Origin of the sequence: Brevundimonas sp. (assembly GCF_035998205.1) — a bacterium.
In the GTDB taxonomy this organism is placed as follows: Bacteria; Pseudomonadota; Alphaproteobacteria; order Caulobacterales; family Caulobacteraceae; genus Brevundimonas.
In genome coordinates this window covers 282,709-301,805 of record NZ_DASYHT010000002.1, presented here as the reverse complement: position 1 = coordinate 301,805, position 19,097 = coordinate 282,709, and the positions used below count along the sequence as shown (strand labels likewise).

The following is a 19,097-nucleotide window of genomic DNA, read 5'->3' as shown; positions in this document are numbered from 1 at the left end:
AACCTGCCGGGGACGGACCTCGCCGCGGCCTCGAAGGACGCGGCCTGATGTCGGCCGATCTCGAGCTGTCGATCTCGCGCGTCATCGCCGCCCGCCCGGAGACGGTGTGGACCGCCTTCATCGATCATGCGGTCGAATGGTTCACGCCGCGGCCCTGGTCCACCCTCCGCGTCGACTACGACCTGCAGCCCGGCGGCAAGGCCGATGTGGTGATGGCCTCGCCCGAGGGCGAACAGCACGCCTATGCCGGCGTCGTCCTGATGGTCGAGCCGGCGCGCCGGCTCGTGACCACCGGGGCCATGACCGAGGGCTTCGTCCCCCAGCCCGGCGACATGGCCTTTGTCCGCATCGACACCTTCGAGCCCGAGGGGGACGGCACGCGCTACACGGCGTTGGCCCGGCACTGGACCGCCGAGGCGGTGAGCGCCCACCGCGACATGGGCTTCGAAGCGGGCTGGGCCGCCGCCGCCGCCCAGCTGGCCGAGGTGGCGGAACGGCTGGAGCGGGGCGCATGACCGACAAGATCGTTCCCTGCCTCTGGTACGACCGCGGGCAGGCGTTGCAGGCCGTCGAATTCTACATGTCGCTCGGCCTGCCCGACAGCCGGATCGAGCGGGTCAACGGCAGTCCGGCCGACAACCCGTACAGTGGTCATCGAGAAGGCGAGGAGCTGACGGTCGAGTTCACCCTCGCTGGCCGGCCCTTCCTCGCCCTCGCCGGCGGCCCGAACTTCCCGCACACCGAGGCGGTGTCCTTCACCATCCTGACCGACGACCAGGCCGAGACCGACCGGCTGTGGGACGCCATCGTCTCGAATGGCGGGGCCGAAAGCGCCTGCGGCTGGTGCAAGGACCGCTGGGGCGTGAACTGGCAGGTCACGCCGCGCCGCCTGATCGACCTGATGACCCACCCGGACCCGGCCACCGCGAAAGCGGCGTTCGAGGCCATGATGACCATGACGAAGATCGACATCGCCGCGCTCGACCGCGCGGCGGCCTGACCCCTTCCCCGCAAGGAGCGACCCCGATGCCCTGGTACACCGGCTTCCTGACCCCCGTGAAAGCCGCCGACAAGGACCGCTACATCGCCTCGGCAAAGGCCTCATGGCCGGTCTTCCAGCGCTACGGCGCGCTGCAGCAGGTCGAGACCTGGGGCGAGGACGTGCCGGACGGGACCCACACCAGCTTCCCCATGGCGGTGAAGAAGGAAGAGGACGAGGTCGTCGTCCTCTCGTGGATCAAATGGCCGGACCGGGCGACGGCCGATGCCTGCTACGCCACCATGGAGACGGACCCGGCGTGGAAGGACATGGACATGCCCTTCGACGGCAAGCGCATGATGTGGGGCGGCTTCGCCCCGATCTTCGAGAGCTGAGCGTCAGCCCTCGACCGCCGGCTCAGGCCCCAGCAGCCGGCGCAGCCGCGGCCAGAGGTTGGCGAGGGCCGACAGGAAGCCAACCACGCTGGCGGCGATCTGGAAGCCTTGCCAGATCGTCTGGATCAGGCCCGGGCCGAAGATCGCTTCCGAGGCCGGATAGAGCAGCCGACTGACGCCGATGCGGAAGGCCGCATAGGCGGTCGAATACTCGATCGAGCGGTCGGCGAAGAAGGCGACCACCACCGCCGCCGCCGTCGGGGCCCAGAGCAGCGGCAGCACCAGCAGCAGCGCCAGCAGGGTCAGCGCCAGACTGGTGCCGAGGCTGGGGCCGCGCGCCCAGGTCAGGGCCAGCCCCAGCGCCAGCGCCAGCCCCTGCCCGGCCCAGGCGGCCGGCAGGGCCATGTCGGCGGCGACCATCAGGTCCAGCCCGAACGCCATGCCCCCGAGAATGATGGCCAGGGCCAGGCCGAAGCCGGCCAGCCACAGCGCCCCGTACTGGCCGAGGCGACGCTTCAGATGGCCGAGGTTGATCATGACCACGCTCCCCAACGCCCCCGGGTGAAGCTCGCCCGGCGGGCGACCGGCGTCCAGTCGAATAACCGTGATCGGCTCCCGGCTTTGATTGGACCGCACGAACAGGTCAGGGTGGCGCATGCGCGCCTCTCTCCTCGCCCTGACCACCCTGCTCCTCGCCGCACCGGCGATGGCGCAGACGCCCCTGCCTGGCCACCGCCTCGTGTGGTCGGACGAATTCGACCGCGACGGTCTGCCGGACCCGGCGCGCTGGCGCTACGACACCCACGCCAATCGCTCGGGCTGGTACAATGACGAGCGTCAGTACTACGCCGCCGATCGCCCCGAGAACGCCCGCGTGGAGAATGGCCGACTCATCATCGAGGCCCGTCGCGAGCGCCTGACGGAAGCGGCCGACTTCGGCGGGCAGGCCTATACCTCGGCCCGGATGATCAGCCGCGAGGCCTGGACCTACGGCGTGGTCCAGGTCCGCGCCCGCCTGCCCTGCGGCGGAGGCACCTGGCCGGCCATCTGGATGCTGCCGAAGGACCTGACCTCATGGCCCGGCGATGGCGAGATCGACATCATGGAGCACGTCGGCAACCGGCCCGGCGTCGTTCTGGGCACGGTGCACACGGGCGCCTACAACCATGTGGCCGGGACCCAGCGCGGCGGCGAGACGGTCGTGGAGGACGCGTGCGACGCCTTCCACGTCTATGCGGCGACCTGGACGGCTGACGGAATCGACTTCGCCATCGACGGCCGGCCCTTCTATCGCTTCGACAATGACGGCGCCGGCGACCGGGCGACCTGGCCGTTCGACCGGCCGTTCGAGCTGATCCTGAACGTCGCCATCGGCGGCGGCCTGGGCGGCGCGGTGGATGACAGCGCCTTTCCCCAGTGGCTCGAGGTCGACTGGGTCAGGGTCTGGCAGGCCGACTGACGCCCGCCCGCCGTAACCGTGTTCGTTCGCCACGTTTGCGAACGATCGGTTGACCCTGGCCGTGCGACCGTGGCGGCATGGAAAGCTCGAATATCGCCGCCGCCGGGATCCAGAGCGCTGTCGCCCGCTTCGAGGAAAGCGCGCGCCGGACCGAACGGGCCCAACTCGACAGGCTCGCCGAAGAGCAGGTCACCCGCCGCCTCGCCGAACGCGACGTCGAGGCCAACGTCAAGGTCGTGCAGGCCGCCGACGAGATGACCGGCACGATGCTGGACGTGCGGGCCTAGGGACCCGCTCCTCGCCCTCAGCTGTCCAGGAAGCTCCGCAGCTTGCGCGAGCGGCTGGGGTGCTTGAGCTTGCGCAGGGCCTTGGCCTCGATCTGGCGGATCCGCTCGCGCGTCACCGAGAACTGCTGGCCGACCTCTTCGAGCGTGTGGTCGGTGTTCATGCCGATGCCGAAGCGCATGCGCAGCACCCGCTCCTCGCGCGGGGTCAGCGAGGCCAGCACCCGCGTGGTCGTCTCGCGAAGGTTGGACTGGATGGCCGCGTCGATCGGCAGGACGGCGTTCTTGTCCTCGATGAAGTCGCCCAGGTGGCTGTCCTCCTCGTCCCCGATCGGGGTTTCGAGCGAGATCGGCTCCTTGGCGATCTTCAGAACCTTGCGCACCTTCTCCAGCGGCATGGCCAGACGCTCGGCCAGCTCCTCCGGCGTCGCCTCGCGGCCGATCTCGTGCAGCATCTGGCGCTGGGTGCGGACGATCTTGTTGATCGTCTCGATCATGTGCACCGGGATGCGGATGGTGCGCGCCTGGTCGGCGATCGAGCGGGTGATGGCCTGCCGGATCCACCAGGTGGCGTAGGTCGAGAACTTGTAGCCGCGGCGGTACTCGAACTTGTCGACCGCCTTCATCAGGCCGATGTTGCCCTCCTGGATCAGATCCAGGAACTGCAGGCCGCGGTTGGTGTATTTCTTGGCGATGGAGATGACGAGGCGCAGGTTGGCCTCGACCATTTCCTTCTTGGCCTGACGGGCCTCGCGCTCGCCCTTCTGCACCTTCTGGACGATGCGGCGGTAGTCGTCGATCGGCAGGCCGGCCTCGGTGGCCACGGCGGCGATGTCGCCACGGATGTCGCCGATCTGGCCCGCCTCGTTCTCGGCGAACTTGGTCCAGCGCACGCCCATCTCCTTGACCCGGGTGGTCCAGGTCGGGTCGAGCTCGGCCCCGAAATAGGCGGTCAGGAACTCCGGCCGCGAGATGCCGTAGCTGTCGGCGAGGCGCAGCAGCCGGCCTTCCAGCCCGATCAGACGCTTGTTGATGGCGTACAGCTGCTCGACCAGCGCCTCGATCCGGGCGTTGTTCAGCTTCAGGGTCTTCAGACGGTCCGAGATCGAGCGGGACAGGGCGTCATAGGCCTTCTGGTCCTTGGCGGAGAGGACCTCGCCCTTGAGGCGGGCCTCGACCAGCTTGTCCTGCAGCCGGCGGAAGGCGCCGAAGTCGGCGGCCACGCCGTCCAGCACCTCCATGACGCCGTCGCGCAGCTCGGCCTCCATGGCCGAGATCGACAGGCCGCCGCCGTCGTCGAAGTCGTCGTCGTCGTCATCGCCTTCCGGCGTCTCGGCCTCGGCCTCGGCCTCCGCCTCTTCCTCCTCCTCGGCCTCGCCGGGCGGAGCCGTGGGGTTCATCACCCCGTAGGTGGCGTCGAGGTCGACGACCTCGCGCAGCAGGATGCGGTTGTTGGTCAGCTCCTCGCGCCAGACCATGATGGCCTCGAAGGTCAGGGCGCTTTCGCACAGACCCGAGATCATGGCGTCGCGGCCGGCCTCGATGCGCTTGGCGATGGCGATCTCGCCCTCGCGGCTGAGCAGCTCGACCGAACCCATCTCGCGCAGATACATGCGCACCGGATCGTCGGTGCGGTCGTAGGCGGGCTTGGACTCCGTCTCGGCCACGGCGGTGTCGGCGCGCTCGGCGACTTCGCCCCCGGCGGCCTCCTGGCCGTCCTCCTCGGCCTCGACGACGTTCACCCCCATCTCCGACAGCATGGCGAGGGTGTCCTCGATCTGGTCGGGGGTGACCTCCTCGGACGGCAGCACCTTGTTCAGCTCGTCCATGGTGACGTAGCCGCGGGCCTTGGCCTGCTTGATGAACTTCTTGACGCCGGCGTCAGTGAGGTCGAGCAGCGGACCGTCCTGGGCGGTCTCGGCGTCCGGCGTCTCGGTCTGGGCAGTCATTCCGTCTTCGTCTCCGGGCGGGGTCGATCCGCCGATACAACTGTTCATCCGCGCCGGGGTTACCGGCCCGCGGACAAATCCCAAATGTCTCCGGTCTTGATCGCACGGCGAAGCGCGTCCCGCTCGGCCTTCAGCCGACGGAACGTGTCATCCTGCCCCGGCGCGGCCTTGACCGCCTCCAGGGCCGACTCCAGCGCCGCGACGCGCGTCAACGCATCGAACGCCTGCGACCAAAGGGTCCGCGCCTCGGCGAGGGGCTTGTCTGCAGCCAGGAAAGGCGCGCCGGACTTTGCCGCCGCCTTCTCGACCTCACGCAACAGGACGCCATGACCCAAGTTCGCCAGATGGCGGCGGAGTCCCGAAGAGTCAAGCGATTGCCCGGCGAAGCGGCTGGCGACCATGGCCTGGGCCAGCGGCTCCAGCTGCGGATCGCCGAGGCCATGGGTCGCCACGGCCTCCAGATGCGCGTCCATCCGCTCGGGATCATCCAGCGCCCCGTGGGCGATGGCGGCGGCCATGGGTTCCAGCGCCCGGGACAGGGCGGCCATGGCCTCGGCCCCCTCGGGCGTCTGGCCGAGCAGCGGCGGCGGGCCGAAACGCCCACCGGTACGGCCGCCCCCCCGCCCCGGCTGGGCCGGCGCACGTGAGCGGGCGGGGAACAGGGCGTCGAAGCGGTCGAACAGCTCGGCCCGGTACTGTTCGGCGAGATCGCGGTCCTGGATCGCCTGGGCCGCCTGGCGCAGACGCCCCTTGAAGCCGGCGCGGCGCTCCGGCGTGTCGAGGGGCTCGGCCGCCTGCTCGCGCTGGAACAGCACCTCGGCGAAGGGGCGGGTCTCCCCCACCGCCTGGCGCAGGGCCGGGGCCCCCGCCTCGCGCAGGATGTCGTCCGGGTCCTTGCCGCCGGACAGAAGGGCGAAGCGGAACGACCGTCCCGGCTTCAACAGCGGCAGGGCCCGCTCCACGGCGCGATAGGCGGCGCGCAGACCGGCGGCGTCGCCGTCGAAGCACAGCACCGGCTCGGACGACACGCGCCACAGCACGGCCATCTGCTCCTCGGTCAGGGCCGTGCCCATCGGCGCCACCGCCGGCAGCCCCGCCCGCTGGCAGGCGATCACGTCCATGTAGCCCTCGACCACGATCAGGGCGTGGTCGCTGCTGGAGGCCGCGCCGAGGATGCGGCGCGCCTCGGGCAGGCCGTAGAGGGTCGCGCCCTTGTGGAAGAGCGGGCTCTCGGGCCCGTTCAGATACTTGGCCCGGTCGTCCGGTTTCATGGCCCGGCCGCCGAAGCTGACGATGCGGCCGCGGGCGTCGAGGATCGGGAACATCAGCCGGTCGCGGAACCGGTCATAAGGGGCCCCGCCGCCCTCCGGGGCGATCAGCAGGCCGGCCTCGACCAGATCGCCGGGCCGCGCCCCGCGCTGCACCAGCGCCGTCTTGAGACCCTCGCGGTCATTGGGAGCGTAGCCGAGGCCGAAGCGCTCCCACTGGTCCTCGGGCAGGCCGCGGCGGGCCAGATAATCCCGGGTGGCGGCGCCGGCCGAGCGGCGCAGGTTGGCGGCGAACCACTTCTGGGCCAGGTCCAGCCAGTCGGCGAGGCCCTGACGCTTCTGCTCGCGCTCGGCGGCCTGCGGGTCCTCGGCCGGCAGGGCCATGCCCGCCTCCCCCGCCAGCCGGCTGACCGCCTCGACGAAACTGAGCCGCTCGGTCTCCTGCAGGAAGCTGATGACGTCGCCGTGCTTGCCCGACGAGAAATCGTGGAAGAAGCCCTTGTCGTCGTTGACGAAGAAGCTGGGCGACTTCTCCTTGGTGAAGGGGCTGAGGCCCACCCACTCACGCCCCTGGCGCTTCAGCTTGACGGTCCGCCCGATGATGTCGGACGGCCGCAGCCGGCTCTTCAGCTCCTCGATGTATCGCTCGTCGAACCGCACGGGGCTGTGTAGCGCGAATCGCGCCTCAGCGCTCGCGGCGGACGCGCAGGGACCGCGCCCCGTCGACGCTGAGCAGATAGCTGCCGATGGCGCCGCGGCGGATGACCACCGACTGGCCCGCGCGAGGGGTCACGCGCAGGCGCTCGCTGTCGATCTGGCGCCAGACCGAGCCGTCCTCCAGCGTGAAGCGCCAGCCGTCCCGCCCCTGCCCGGCCGAGGCCAGCCGGGTTTCCAGCGTCGCGTCCTCGGCCTCGTCCCCGCCGCGGCCGCGGAAGATGTTCAGGTCGCCGCCCTCGATGCCGAACAGGCTGCGGCGGGCGGCGCGCACCTGCTCGCGGTCGACCACCGTGACGTCGCCGCTGCGCTCGGCCGCGTCCAGCGCGGCGACGGCGGCGTCGAAACAAGCCAGCCGCGCCGCGTCGACGGTCTCGGCGCGGCAAGCGACCAGCCGCTGCAGCAGCTCGGGACGGGAGGCGGCGTCCTGCGGCGCCGCCTGGACGCTGATCGCCGCAAGCATGGACACGAGAAGGGGCATCGCAGTCTCCGTAGGGCCTAGCGCCAGATGTCGCCGCTGAGGGCGCCCTGCCGCCCCGCCTCATACACCCGTTGCATGGTCTCGGTGCGGAAACTGAGCGGCGGGGCGTCGAGGTCGTCGGGGATGGCGGCGTAGCGGAACTGCACGCCGTTGCGCTCGGCGAAAGCGCGGTTGCCGGCCAGCGCCGAGATCAGCGCGCCGCGCAACAACACATCGACCGACCGCCCGAGCACCGTCTGCGGCGTGTCGGAGGTGACGCCGAAGCTGGGCGACAGCTTGCCGTTGACGACCACATGCAGGCGCGCGCCGCGCAGGTGCCCGGACGGATCGCTGTAACTCCACATGTCCTCCGGCAGGGCCAGGAAGGGCGTGGTCACGCCCCCGTCCACATGCATCTCCCGGAACACGACCCCGCCGTTGGAGGACTCGATCAGGACCGGCGGGAACACCCCCGGCACGCTGGCGGAGGCGACCAGCACGTCCTGAAACAGCTTCACCGCGTCGGGGCCGCCGTGGGCGGCGATGGCGCCCATGTCCCAGCTGACGCCGCGCTGGGCGTCGAGGTCGGTGGTGGCCACCAAAAGGGTCCGGCCCTTGCGATGCTCCTCGGCGATCGCCGCCAGCATGGCCTCGTCGACATAGCGCTCCACCAGCTGGCGCAGCGGCGCGTCCTGGAAGATGCCGGAGCCGAAGAAGGCCCCCAGGCCCTGCGGGCGCAGCAGCCCGTCGGCGGCGCCGCCGATGTAGGCGTCCGCCAGCTCATTGTCCCAGTCCGGCCCGAGAAAGACGAAGGGCGCCGCCAGCGCCCCGGTCGAGACGCCCGTGACGACCTCGAAATCGGGCCGGGTCCCCGCCTCGGTCCAGCCGCTCATCACGCCCGCGGTAAAGGCGCCGTTGGCGCCGCCGCCGGAAAGCGCCAGCACGTCGAACCGCCCGTCGGGACCGACCTGCAGGCCCCGCTCGACCTGGGCCTCGAACATGGCGAGGCGCTCGCGATCATCGATGAACAGCCGCACCGGCGGCTCGGCGTCGGGGCGGAAGGCGACGGGCACGGCCCCGGTGCGGTCCTCGCTGGAATAGGAGTCGCGAGACAGGCCGACGCATCCGCCCAGCCCGACGAGGCCGATCGCGAGGAGGCCCGCCACCAGGGCGCGGGGCCGGAGACGGGGTGAGGGCATGCCCGGATGTCGCTTCACCCCGTAATCGTAGCAGAACGCCGACGCCGGCGCCGCCCCGCCGTCAGCTCATGGCGTCGGCGAAGCGCTGGAACAGATAGAGGCTGTCCGTCGGGCCGGGGCTGGCCTCCGGGTGGTGCTGCACGCTGAACACCGGACGGTCCTTCAGGGCGATGCCGCAATTGGTGCCGTCGAACAGGCTGACATGGGTCTCGATCACCGCCTCGGGCAGGCTGTCGCGATCCACGGTGAAGCCGTGGTTCATCGACACGATCTCGACCTTGCCGGTGGTCAGGTCCTTCACCGGGTGGTTCGCCCCGTGGTGGCCCTGGGCCATCTTCACGGTCCTGGCGCCGAGCGCGAGGGCCAGCATCTGGTGGCCGAGGCAGATGCCGAACACCGGCTTGCCGCTGTCGACCAGCTTGCGGATCTCCGGCACGGCGTATTCGCCGGTAGCCGCCGGATCGCCCGGGCCATTGGACAGCACCACGCCGTCCGGATTGCGGGCCAGGATCTCTTCCGCCGTCGTCGTCGCCGGCACCACGGTGATCTTCACGCCCGTCGAGGCGAGGGCGCGCAGGATGTTGCGCTTGACGCCATAGTCCACGACCACGACCGACTTGCCCTTCGCGTCGACGCGCGGATAGCCCTCGGGCCACTCCCACAGGCCCTCGTCCCAGTCGAAGCTCTGCAGGGTCGAGGCCGGCTTGGCCAGGTCGAGACCGACGAGGCCGGTCCAGCCGCGCGCCTCGGCCACGAGGGCCTCCAGATCGAAACGACCTTCGGGGTCGTGGGCGATCACCGCATGGGGCGCGCCCTTGTCGCGGATGGCCTGGGTCAGGGCGCGGGTGTCGACCCCGGCCAGGGCCACCACGCCGCGGCGCTTCATCCAGGCGTCGAAGCTGTCGTCGGCGCGCCAGTTGGCCGGGGCGGTCGGCAGGTCGCGGAACACTGCGCCCCGGGCCGAGGTGTCGGCCCCGCCGCCGATCTGCTCCAGGTCCTCGACATTGACCCCGACGTTGCCGACGTGGGGGAAGGTGAAGGCGAGGATCTGGCTCATGTAGCTGGGGTCGGTCAGGATCTCCTGATAGCCGGTCATGGCGGTGTTGAAGACCACCTCGCCGAGCGCCTGGCCCACGGCCCCGGCGCCGATCCCCTGGAACACGGTGCCGTCCGCCAGCACCAGCACCCCGGTCGCCCCCTCGATCAGTCTGGCGGTCATGGGCGGACTCCTTCTGGCGGCGCGGGGGGCGGGCAAACGGTCGCTCCGCTACAGGGGGCGGCCGACCGGGTCAACGCATGAGACGCCCTTTGCGGCTATTCCGGGACCCGCGCGCCATCCCAGGCGAAGACGCCGCCGGACTCGGCCGGCGTCAGCCCGTCCAGCACCTGCAGCAGATACGCCGCGGACTGGTCCGCCGTGAACAGCTTTTCCGGCTGCACGCCGCGCTGGAACGGCTTCGACAGGCCGGTGTCCACGGTGCCGGGATGCAGGCCGGCCACCACCGCCTGCGGATGGGTCCGCGCCAGCTCCACCGCCAGGGTCTTCAGGATCATGTTCAGGGCCGCCTTGGAGGCGCGGTAGCTGTGCCAGCCGCCCAGCCGGTTGTCGCCGATCGACCCCACCCGCGCCGACAGGGCCGCGAACACCGCCCGCCGGTCGCGGGGCATCAGGGGAATCAGATGCCGGGCCAGCAGCGCCGGGCCCAGGGCGTTGACCTGGAAGTCGCGCAGCAGATGCGCCGCCTGCATGGCCTTGAAGCTGCGCTCCGGCTCGAACCCGTCGTGCAGCACGCCGGTGGCGACAAACACGAGCTCGAGCGGCGGACCGTCGGCGAGTCGGGCGGCGAGGCCGGCGACCGAAGCCTCGTCGGTGATGTCGATCCCGTCGCCGCGGCGGGACACGCCGTGCACCACCTCGAACCGGCCCGAGGCTTCCAGCCAGGACCGCACCGCGCCGCCCACGCCCCCCGAGGCCCCGATCACCACCGCTGCGCCAGAGGTCATGCCGCCGTCTCCGTCATCCGGCCCGGCCTACGCGCCTCGGGACCGGCAGGACAACGCGGCCGATCGCCCCGGCTTGACCCGCGCCGGTTCGCGCGCGATGCCCGCGGCCCGCTGCGGAGCCGCCCCATGCCCATCACCACCGTCGGCCTCGATGCCGATGACACCCTCTGGCACAACGAGACCATCTTCCGGATGACGCACGCCCGCTTCGCGGCGCTGCTGGCCGAGGCGGCCGACCCGGAGATGATCGAGGGGCGTCTGGCCGAGGTCGAGCGGCGGAACCTCAGACTCTATGGCTACGGGGTGAAGGGCTTCACCCTGTCGATGATCGAGACGGCCATGGAGCTGACCGACGGCCGGGTCGATCCCGCCGTGATCCGCGAGATCCTCGCCGCCGGCCGCGAGATGCTGGCCCATCCGGTGGAGCCGCTGTCGGGGGTGGAGGCGACCCTCGCTACCCTGTCGGAGCGGTACCGGCTGGTGCTGATCACCAAGGGCGACCTGCTGGACCAGGAGCGCAAGCTGGCCGCCTCGGGCCTCGGCGACCTGTTCGCGGCGGTGGAGATCGTCTCGGAGAAGACGGCGGAGACCTACACCCGGGTGTTTGCGCGTCATGGCAGCGGCGCCGAAGAGGCGGCGATGATCGGCAACTCCATGCGCTCCGACGTGTTGCCGGCGCTGGAGGCGGGCGCCTGGGCCGCGCATGTGCCCTATGTGGTCACCTGGGCGCACGAGCTGGCGGACGCGCCCGAGGGTAATCCCCGCTACGCGGCGCTCGAGACCCTGGCCGACGCGCCCGGCTGGCTCGAGGCTGCGACTGCGACATAAGGCCGCTTTCCGGGCGGAATCGTGGCGAAACCGTGTCTTATGCGCCGCACACGGCGACCTAGTTGCACTGCAACATGACGCGCCGGCTTGTCAGGTTTCGACGTTCCCCGGACGGTGGGCCCCTTCACTGAACCGGCTTTCGGGGGTCCATGATGCCGCTTTCGATCTCGTCCACGCGCGCTCGGCGCAAGAATCTTCTGACGGGAGCCGCCATCGCGACCGTCGCCAGCTTCGCCGCCGGCGCCGCGCTGGCCCAGGAGGCGACCGAGGTCGAGGAGATCGTCATCACCGGGTCGCGGATCGCCATCCGCGCCGAGAACGCCCCCCAGCCCGTGCAGCTTGTGACGCCCGAGCAGATCACCCGCCAGGGGGTCACCGCCATCGCGGACATCCTGGACGTGCTTCCGGCCCTGCAGGCTGGCGAAAGCGCCGCCCAAGCCAACGGCGGCGCCGCTACGCTGAACCTCCGCGGCATGGGCGACAACCGGACTCTCGTCCTGGTCAACGGCCGTCGTCACGTCGCGGGCCTGCAAGGCAGCGCGGCGGTAGACGTCTCGACCATCCCGTCCGGTCTGGTGGAACGGGTGGACGTCCTGACCGGCGGCGCCTCGGCCGTGTACGGCTCCGACGCGGTCACCGGCGTGGTCAACTTTGTGCTCAAGGATGACTTTGAAGGCACCGAGTTCGACATCCAGGCCGGCATGTCCGGCGAAGGCGACCGCGGCGAGCTCTTCGCGTCCTTCCTGCACGGCCGCAATTTCCACGGTGGCCGCGGGAATGTCACCTTCGCCGTGCAGGGCAGCCACGCCGAAGAGCTGTTCTACGGCGACCGCGACTGGTCGCGCGACAACCAGGTCGCCAACGACTATCCGAACCCGGCGCGCGTCTTCCAGGTGGGCGACCCGGTGCCGACTGGGCTGAGCGCCAACACCGTGATCGGCCGCACCATCCTGCTGGCCAATGGCAGCCCGCGCTACGCCAACACTGACCCGGCCCTGATCGCCCGGGCCCAGGCGGCGGCCCCGCGCACCTACTACAACGACCCGCGCTTCTCGATCTCCTCGATCGGCGGCCTCATCGGCTATGATCCTTACGGCTTCGGTTTCGCCGGCGGGCCCGGTGACTTCGCCACGAGGCCCGACCTCGACGGCAACGGGACGTTTGACTGCCTGCAAAGCCTCGGCGGCCGCGGCAGCGGCGGCGGCTTCCCGGTCGGCTGCTGGGTCACCGACCCGGTCACCGGTCAGGTCCGTCCCTATCGCGACGGCCTGATCGCAGGCTTCACCAATCACTCCGGCGGCGACGGCGCGCCCGAGACCTTCAACAACCAGTCGCTCATGCCGCGCGAAAGCTCGGTCAACCTGAACATCAATCTGAACTACGAAGTGTCGCCGCGCTTCCGGCCCTATGTCGAGTTCAAGTACGCCTACAACGAGGGGGTCACCTTCAACCCCTACAACACCTTCGACGACTCGATCCCGATCGCGCTGGACAACCCGTTCATCCCGACGGCGATCCGCAACATCGTCAACGCCGAGATCGCGGCCGGCAACGGCGACGCCAATTCGCTTATCACCCTGGCGCGCGACAACATCGACCTGTTCGATCCGCGCGGGACCTCGGAGCGACACAGCAAGCGCATCGTCATCGGCTTCGACGGCGAACTGGACAACGGCTGGACCTATGACGTCGCGTTGAACTACGGTCAGACCGACAGCGAGGGCCGCAGCTTCGCGCGCCTTGAGGACCGCTACTTTGCGGCCATCGACGCCGTCACGGACCCCGCGACCGGCCAGGCTGTCTGCCGCTCGACCCTCGATCCGACGGCCTTCCCCCGCTACTCCTACCTGACCGATACGGCCAACTTCGGTCCCGGCGCGACCATCCAGCAGTTCGGCGGCTTCACCACCTTCACCCCCGGGGCCAACTCGCCCTGCCGTCCGCTGAACCTGTTCGGCGTCGGCGCGGCCAGCCCGGAAGCCCTTGAGTTCCTGCGCTACGAGACGGTCAGCAAGTCGAAGATCGACCAGACGGTCCTGTCAGCCTACCTCGTCGGCGACACCGAGGCGTGGTTCAGCCTGCCCGGCGGACCGATCGGCTTCGTCATCGGCGGCGAGTATCGGGACGAAGGCAGCGAATTCACGCCCGACCCCTTCAGCGCTGCGGGCTACACCTTCCAGTACCAGTCCACCGCGGCGGTGTCGGGCGGCTATGACGTCAAGGAAGCCTTCGCCGAACTCGATCTGCCGATCCTGTCAGGCGCGCCGTTTGCGGAGCTGCTCACCCTCAAGCTGGCGGGTCGCATCGGCGACTATTCCACCGTCGGCGAGACCTCGACCTGGAACGCCTCGCTGATCTGGTCGCCGATCCGCGACATCCGGGTGCGGGGCGGGTACTCGGTCGCCATCCGTGCGCCCAACATCGCCGAGCTGTTCTCACCGCTCAGCTCCGCCACCTTCCGCCCGGTCGACCCGTGCGATGTCGCCAACATCGGCCTCGGCAACAGCCCGGCCAACCGCGAGGCCAACTGCCGCGCGGACCTCGGCATCGCGCCGGGCGCGCCCTACACCTTCGTCGATCCGTTGACAGCGCGCTTCACCGGCCAGACCGGCGGCAACCCGAACCTCGGCGAGGAATCGGCCACCACCTACACCTACGGGCTCGTGCTGACGCCGCGGTTCCTCGAGGGCTTCTCGGCCACGGTGGACTACTGGAACATCGAGATCGAGGACGCGATCGCGGCCGTGGCGGCGCAGGACATCGTCAACAGCTGCTACGACGCGCCGGACCTCAACAACCAGTACTGCGCCCTGTTCACCCGGAACCGCACGGTCACCTCACCGACCTACCTCGGGTTCAACTACCTGCTGCAGACCCAGCTGAACTTTGCGCGGCTGGAAGCCTCCGGCGTCGATTTCAACATGAGCTACGGCTTCGACCTCGAGCAGCTGGGTCAGCCGACCTGGGGCAGTGTCCGGGCCTCGCTGGGCGGCAGCTGGTGGGAAGAACGCAACAACTTCCCGTTCGTGGCGGACCCGACCCTGGCCAATCCGGTCAAGAAGGAGCTGAGCTATCCGGAGTGGGCGCTGAACGCGACGCTGGCGTGGAACGTCGGGGACTTCACCGTCTCGTGGTTCACCAACTATCAGAGCGAGCAGACCCTGAACTCGACCCCGATCGAGGACGTGGCCAACTTCGATCCGCAGTTCACCGACGACTTCTTCAGCCACAACGCCTCGGTGGAGTGGCGGGTGCGCGACAACCTCGTCGCCACGGCCGGGGTCCGCAACCTGACCGACGAGCAGCCGTATCTCGGCTCGGTGGCGACCCCGGTGTCACCGGTCGGCCGCAGCTTCTTCGTGCGCCTGCTGGCCACCTACTGAGCCGACGGACACACGGCTGGAGACGGAAGGGGCGGCCTGCGGGCCGCCCCTTTTCGTTGGGGCGTCAGGCGTAGCCGAGCAGCGCCCGAAGTCCCGGCGCATGGACGTCGACGAGCCGCTTCTGCGTCTCCGGCAGGGCGTCCGGGAAGACGAGACCCTCCGGCAGCTTGAGATTCTCCCGCGCCGTGCGGCTGCGGCGGCGATCCGCCCCGACCTGCACCCGTTCGCGCCAGTCGTCCGGCCGGTCGATGCCCGCCGCCTCGAACAGGCCGGCGAAGAAGGCCTCGCCCTGCGGGCCATCCACATCACGCACGGCCGCCACAACGTCCTCGTAGCGCACCAGATGGACGCCGGCGCCCAGCCAGGCGACGGCGTTGTGGGTGTAGATGTCGATCAGCGCCGGCGACTTCTGGTGGACGCCGAAGATCATCATGTTGAGCAGCGCCTCGGCGGTGAACAGGCCCGGCAGCTTCAGGTGCCTCAGGTTCTCCTGGTCGAACTCCTCCGAGACGTAGAAGCGGGCCCGCGCCAGCACCCAGTCGTAGGGGTCGCGCACCAGCAGCAGGTGCCGGGCATGGCGCACATTGGCCCAGGACTGGTCACTGAACAGCAGATGCGCCGCCGCCAGCCGCGGATTGTTCGGATCGAAGGCGTCCAGATGCTGGTGCATGTTGGGGATCTGGACGAAGTCGCGGGCGTGGTGCTGCTCCACCGGCACGAACATCCGCAGGATGTTGCGCAGCAGGTGGGTGCCGCCCTTGGGCACGCTGTTGACCAGCACGGGCTGGCGCAGCGGCGCCTGGGCGAAGCGGGCGACCTCGGCGTCCAGGGTGTCGGTCAGGCCGCGGATGATGGCCATGTCGGGAGGCTCCGGCAGGAAACAGGGACCGTCGGTCCTGCACGTGCAAAGGGCGGCGGATCGCTCCGCCGCCCTCGCAGGATCAGGACCGTCGGACGGTCTTAGAACGACTTCGACAGCCGCAGGAAGGCGCGACGGCCGTAGTAGCCCTCGGTGTACTGCGACGCGAGGATCGAGTTGCCCTGGCTGCCCACGCGGGTGCCGATGGCCGTCGACGAGGCCGCCGGCGGCAGTTCGTCGAACAGGTTGGCGATCCCGCCCGAGATGGCCCAGCCCTCGCCCTCATAGGCCAGCGAGGCGCTGTGGAAGCCGGTAAACTCGGCCGAGGCCTTCAGCTCCACACGACGCCCGTCGACGGTGGTGAACATCGACTCGCCGTTGGCGATGCGGAACGGGGCGTTGTCCTGCTTGCCGATCCAGTCGAAGCCCCAGAAGGCGGTCCACGGACCGCGCGTCAGGCTCAGGTTGATGTTGCCGACCAGCTCCGGGTTGCCGATCCGGCCGAGGAAGTCGGTGCCGAAGCTGGCGAACGTCGCCTCGTTCGACTCCAGCGTCCAGGTCGTCTGGCTGTCCAGGTTGACGGTGCCGAACGAGAAGTCGTGGAACCACCGGGCCGTGAAGTCGAGGCCGCGGTTGTTCTGCTCGGCGATGTTCAGGTAGCTGGCGCGCACCTGGCTGATGCTGCCATCGAGGGTCGGATCCCGATCGAACTGGTTGCAGATCGGATCGGTCGGGAAGGTCTCCGACAGATAGCAGGCCTGCAGGATCCCCGCGGCGCTAAGCACGCCCACCTGATCCTCAATGCGGATCTCGAAGTAGTCGACCGCGAGGCTCAGGTTGGTGTCGGTCGGGGTCAGCACCACGCCGATGACCGTCGCCTGCGAGGTCTCGGGCTCCAGCACGCCCAGACCGCCGCCGGTCACCACCTCGGTCGACGAAACGCCGCCGGTGAAGTCGCCGGCCACGCCGCCGCCCGGCCCGGTCGGGCTGGTGCAGTTGCGGTACAGGGTCGAGCTGGCGTCGAGCGCGCCGTCCGCGACACGCTGGTCGAGGTTCAGGCAGGGATCGATGTTGCGCTGGCCGATGAAGCTGGTCTGGTCAGCGAGGTACAGCTCGAACAGGGCCGGGGCGCGGAACGAGGTGCCGTGGGTGGCGCGGATGCGGACCGAGTCATTGACCGCCCAGTTCAGGCCGACCTTGTAGGTCGAGGCGTCGCCCGAGGTCTTGGTGTCGGTGTAGCGGCCCGACAGGGACAGATCGAGCGCCTGGACGAACGGCGCGTCGCGCAGCAGCGGGACGGCCAGCTCCAGATAGGCCTCGTTGGTGTCTTCAGAGCCCTCGGTGATGCCGGCGCCCGACAGGCCCCAGCTGTTGCCGGCCAGGGTGACTTCGCCCGGGACGTCCCGGATCTCGTCACGACGCAGGTGGAAGCCGGCGGCGACGCCCAGCGGACCGGCGGGCAGCTCGAACAGGTTGCCGGCGATCGAGCCCTCGACATAGGTCTGTTCGTACAGGGTGTTGCCGGTCTCGGTGTCGAACAGGAAGGCCCGCTCTTCCGGCGTCAGGTTGCCGGCGAGGAACTGCGGGTCGGTGAAGTCGACGTCGATGCAGGGACGGCCGCTGATCGGCAGGTTGGTGCCGACGCACGACGCGGTCTTGAAGCTGGTCGAGTCGACCGCATCCTTCAGGATGATGTCCGAGGTGTAGTCCCCGTCCGACCGGCTGTACTGGGCGAAGATATCCCAGCTCCAGCCGCCGAGGTTGCCGCGCAGGCCGCCGACGATGCGGCCGTAATCGACGATCTGCTCCTGGTCGAAGTGATCGGTGATCGGGGTGGCGCTCAGCAGGTTCAGGCCGGTGAAGCCGGTGACCGGGTCACCGCCCGCGCCCGGGCCGTAGTAGAAGTCGAGGAAGTCCGCCGTGTAGGTGTAGTTCCAGAACTGGCGGTAGCTGTCGGTGCGCGACTCACGACGGTTCAGCAGGAACTCGCCATAGGCCTCGATGCCGTTGCCGATCTCGTAGGCCCCGTCGACGAACAGGGTGTAACGCTCGATTTCCGGAATGACCGACTCTTCGAGCGCGAACGGGCTCAGGTTGTTGGTCACGGCCCGCGACGGGGTGTCGTAGCTGACCAGATAGAAGCCCGCCGGCGCGTCCGGGTAGGCCGCCGAAACGGCCGGGTCGGCCGGGCGGGTCGGGATGTACTGGCCGAGGTCGCCGTCATAGTCGAACTGGAAGCGGCCGGCGCGACCCGAGAAGTCCGGGCCGTAGACGAAGATCTGGCCCCAGGCCAGGTCGGTGCACTGCGGCTGGCCAGTGCGCGGGTCGATGCGGTCGGCGCGCGTGCGGGTGCCCGGCTCGAAGACGAACTGGTTGCGGCAGTTCAGGTAGTCGCGATCGCCGGCGCGCAGGGTTTCCTGAAGATAGTAGTCGCCCGAGACATTGATGTAGCCCCGGTCGAAGGTGCGGCCGAAGGTGCCGTTGATGTTGTACTGCTCGCCGCCGCCCTCGACGGGCACCGAGGCGAACACCGACATCTCGCCGCCGTCGCGGCCACGCTCGGTGATCAGGTTGACGACGCCGGCCACGGCGTCCGAACCGTAGATCGACGAGGCGCCGTCCTTCAGCACATCGATGCGATTGATCGACGACTGCGGCACGACGTTCAGGTCAAAGGCCGAAACCCCGCCGCGGGTGCCGGCCGGACCGGCGCGGCGGCTGTTCAGCAGCACGAGGGTGCGGTTGGCGCCGAGGCCGCGCAGCGAGATGGTCGAGGAGCCCGGGCCGCCGTCGGTGACGAAGGCGCTCGAGATGGCGGCGTTCACCTGCGGCGAGCCGGCGGCGAGCGTCGAGCTCTGCAGCAGCTGGGCCGTGTCGCTCAGGCCGCGCTGTTCGGCGCGCTCGGCGGTCAGGACCTGGATCGGGTCAGAGCTGGTGAACTCGTTGCGCGGGATACGCGACCCGGTGATCACGATTTCCTCGACCTCGGTCGCTTCAGGGGCCTGGGCGGCGTCCTGGGCGAAGGCAAGGCCCGGGGCCCAGAGCGCCAGACCGGCGACGCCGGTCAGGACGGTGTGATTAAGCAGCTTGCGGGAGAGAGACGAGGTCAACGCTGTGACTCCAAATTCAAAACTGAAAGGCCGCGCATCGGCGGATGCGCGGCGTCGTTTGACGTCGGGGCGTCGCACCTTTGACGCCGGGCCGTCACAATAGGGCGGATAAAGGCGCAAATGGGGCTCCCCCGGAACGATCCCACCAACGCTTGTCGCGGCGTCCGGTTCCCTCTAAACGGGCCGCTTAGCCGACAAACCCATCC

16 protein-coding genes are annotated in these 19,097 nt (G+C 69.7%); 7 read left to right on the top strand and 9 right to left on the bottom strand.

What is annotated here, in order from left to right; genetic code table 11:
* The first annotated feature begins 47 nt into the window (after positions 1 to 47).
* From VGN74_RS01550 to VGN74_RS01540, 3 genes are read left to right on the top strand one after another with little or no spacing between them, the layout of a single operon-like run.
* A complete protein-coding gene (locus VGN74_RS01550; protein WP_327445602.1) occupies positions 48 to 515 on the top strand; it encodes an SRPBCC domain-containing protein in 468 nt (155 codons plus the stop codon).
* On the top strand, positions 512 to 1,000 hold the full coding sequence (locus tag VGN74_RS01545; RefSeq protein WP_327445601.1) for a VOC family protein: 489 nt from the start codon (positions 512 to 514) through the stop codon (positions 998 to 1,000). The genes VGN74_RS01550 and VGN74_RS01545 overlap by 4 nt, the downstream gene beginning before the upstream one ends.
* A 26-nt stretch (positions 1,001 to 1,026) precedes the next feature.
* Complete coding sequence (locus VGN74_RS01540; RefSeq protein ID WP_327445600.1) at positions 1,027 to 1,374, top strand: DUF1428 domain-containing protein; 348 nt, start codon at positions 1,027 to 1,029, stop codon at positions 1,372 to 1,374.
* A gap of 3 nt (positions 1,375 to 1,377) precedes the next feature.
* On the opposite strand, the gene VGN74_RS01535 is transcribed toward VGN74_RS01540, so the two are convergent.
* On the bottom strand, positions 1,378 to 2,031 hold the full coding sequence (locus tag VGN74_RS01535) for a hypothetical protein (RefSeq protein ID WP_327445599.1): 654 nt from the start codon (positions 2,029 to 2,031) through the stop codon (positions 1,378 to 1,380).
* Here VGN74_RS01535 and VGN74_RS01530 point away from each other — a divergent pair.
* Entirely contained in the window at positions 2,030 to 2,833 is an 804-nt protein-coding gene (locus VGN74_RS01530; RefSeq protein WP_327445598.1) for a glycoside hydrolase family 16 protein, read from the top strand. The genes VGN74_RS01535 and VGN74_RS01530 overlap by 2 nt on opposite strands.
* A 77-nt stretch (positions 2,834 to 2,910) precedes the next feature.
* Positions 2,911 to 3,120 carry a flagellar hook protein FlgE gene (locus tag VGN74_RS01525; RefSeq protein ID WP_327445597.1) on the top strand — a complete coding sequence of 70 codons (210 nt, stop codon included), beginning with the start codon at positions 2,911 to 2,913 and terminating at the stop codon, positions 3,118 to 3,120.
* Between the two features lie 17 nt (positions 3,121 to 3,137).
* Here VGN74_RS01525 and rpoD read toward each other — a convergent pair whose 3' ends face one another.
* The 6 genes from rpoD to VGN74_RS01495 form a co-directional block, all read right to left on the bottom strand.
* Entirely contained in the window at positions 3,138 to 5,066 is a 1,929-nt protein-coding gene (rpoD, locus tag VGN74_RS01520; RefSeq protein WP_327445596.1) for an RNA polymerase sigma factor RpoD, read from the bottom strand.
* 59 nt (positions 5,067 to 5,125) lie between these two features.
* A complete protein-coding gene (gene dnaG, locus VGN74_RS01515) occupies positions 5,126 to 6,994 on the bottom strand; it encodes a DNA primase (RefSeq protein ID WP_327445595.1) in 1,869 nt (622 codons plus the stop codon).
* A gap of 25 nt (positions 6,995 to 7,019) precedes the next feature.
* Positions 7,020 to 7,529: a hypothetical protein gene (locus tag VGN74_RS01510; protein ID WP_327445594.1), complete on the bottom strand. Its 510-nt coding sequence runs from the start codon at positions 7,527 to 7,529 to the stop codon at positions 7,020 to 7,022.
* 17 nt (positions 7,530 to 7,546) lie between these two features.
* Positions 7,547 to 8,707 carry a patatin-like phospholipase family protein gene (locus VGN74_RS01505; RefSeq protein ID WP_327445593.1) on the bottom strand — a complete coding sequence of 387 codons (1,161 nt, stop codon included), beginning with the start codon at positions 8,705 to 8,707 and terminating at the stop codon, positions 7,547 to 7,549.
* A gap of 61 nt (positions 8,708 to 8,768) precedes the next feature.
* Positions 8,769 to 9,926 (bottom strand): glutamine-hydrolyzing carbamoyl-phosphate synthase small subunit, encoded by a 1,158-nt coding sequence (carA, locus tag VGN74_RS01500; protein ID WP_327445592.1) that lies wholly within the window; start codon positions 9,924 to 9,926, stop codon positions 8,769 to 8,771.
* Between the two features lie 95 nt (positions 9,927 to 10,021).
* Positions 10,022 to 10,711, bottom strand: a complete 690-nt coding sequence (locus tag VGN74_RS01495; protein ID WP_327445591.1) for an SDR family NAD(P)-dependent oxidoreductase — start codon at positions 10,709 to 10,711, stop codon at positions 10,022 to 10,024.
* 126 nt (positions 10,712 to 10,837) lie between these two features.
* On the opposite strand from VGN74_RS01495, the gene VGN74_RS01490 reads away from it, so the two are divergent.
* Together VGN74_RS01490 and VGN74_RS01485 are read left to right on the top strand one after the other, a co-directional pair.
* Positions 10,838 to 11,539 carry an HAD family hydrolase gene (locus VGN74_RS01490; RefSeq protein WP_327445590.1) on the top strand — a complete coding sequence of 234 codons (702 nt, stop codon included), beginning with the start codon at positions 10,838 to 10,840 and terminating at the stop codon, positions 11,537 to 11,539.
* A 149-nt stretch (positions 11,540 to 11,688) separates the two neighbouring features.
* Positions 11,689 to 14,922: a TonB-dependent receptor domain-containing protein gene (locus tag VGN74_RS01485; RefSeq protein ID WP_327445589.1), complete on the top strand. Its 3,234-nt coding sequence runs from the start codon at positions 11,689 to 11,691 to the stop codon at positions 14,920 to 14,922.
* A 64-nt stretch (positions 14,923 to 14,986) separates the two neighbouring features.
* Here the strand turns inward: VGN74_RS01485 and VGN74_RS01480 are convergent, their stop codons facing one another.
* Together VGN74_RS01480 and VGN74_RS01475 are read right to left on the bottom strand one after the other, a co-directional pair.
* On the bottom strand, positions 14,987 to 15,781 hold the full coding sequence (locus tag VGN74_RS01480; RefSeq protein WP_327445588.1) for a hypothetical protein: 795 nt from the start codon (positions 15,779 to 15,781) through the stop codon (positions 14,987 to 14,989).
* Positions 15,782 to 15,882: 101 nt separating this feature from the next.
* Positions 15,883 to 18,891, bottom strand: a complete 3,009-nt coding sequence (locus tag VGN74_RS01475; RefSeq protein ID WP_327445587.1) for a TonB-dependent receptor domain-containing protein — start codon at positions 18,889 to 18,891, stop codon at positions 15,883 to 15,885.
* Positions 18,892 to 19,097: the final 206 nt, after the last annotated feature.

What these genes read in the sequence shown, in the direction of transcription:
- VGN74_RS01545 (WP_327445601.1), top strand. Translation starts at nt 512, where the DNA reads ATGACCGACAAGATCGTTCCCTGCCTCTGGTACGACCGCGGGCAGGCG.
- VGN74_RS01525 (WP_327445597.1), top strand. Translation starts at nt 2,911, where the DNA reads ATGGAAAGCTCGAATATCGCCGCCGCCGGGATCCAGAGCGCTGTCGCC.
- rpoD (WP_327445596.1), bottom strand. Translation starts at nt 5,066, where the DNA reads ATGACTGCCCAGACCGAGACGCCGGACGCCGAGACCGCCCAGGACGGT.
- VGN74_RS01505 (WP_327445593.1), bottom strand. Translation starts at nt 8,707, where the DNA reads ATGCCCTCACCCCGTCTCCGGCCCCGCGCCCTGGTGGCGGGCCTCCTC.
- VGN74_RS01540 (WP_327445600.1), top strand. Translation starts at nt 1,027, where the DNA reads ATGCCCTGGTACACCGGCTTCCTGACCCCCGTGAAAGCCGCCGACAAG.
- VGN74_RS01510 (WP_327445594.1), bottom strand. Translation starts at nt 7,529, where the DNA reads ATGCCCCTTCTCGTGTCCATGCTTGCGGCGATCAGCGTCCAGGCGGCG.
- VGN74_RS01480 (WP_327445588.1), bottom strand. Translation starts at nt 15,781, where the DNA reads ATGGCCATCATCCGCGGCCTGACCGACACCCTGGACGCCGAGGTCGCC.
- VGN74_RS01535 (WP_327445599.1), bottom strand. Translation starts at nt 2,031, where the DNA reads ATGCGCCACCCTGACCTGTTCGTGCGGTCCAATCAAAGCCGGGAGCCG.
- VGN74_RS01485 (WP_327445589.1), top strand. Translation starts at nt 11,689, where the DNA reads ATGATGCCGCTTTCGATCTCGTCCACGCGCGCTCGGCGCAAGAATCTT.
- VGN74_RS01550 (WP_327445602.1), top strand. Translation starts at nt 48, where the DNA reads ATGTCGGCCGATCTCGAGCTGTCGATCTCGCGCGTCATCGCCGCCCGC.
- carA (WP_327445592.1), bottom strand. Translation starts at nt 9,926, where the DNA reads ATGACCGCCAGACTGATCGAGGGGGCGACCGGGGTGCTGGTGCTGGCG.
- VGN74_RS01530 (WP_327445598.1), top strand. Translation starts at nt 2,030, where the DNA reads ATGCGCGCCTCTCTCCTCGCCCTGACCACCCTGCTCCTCGCCGCACCG.
- VGN74_RS01495 (WP_327445591.1), bottom strand. Translation starts at nt 10,711, where the DNA reads ATGACCTCTGGCGCAGCGGTGGTGATCGGGGCCTCGGGGGGCGTGGGC.
- VGN74_RS01490 (WP_327445590.1), top strand. Translation starts at nt 10,838, where the DNA reads ATGCCCATCACCACCGTCGGCCTCGATGCCGATGACACCCTCTGGCAC.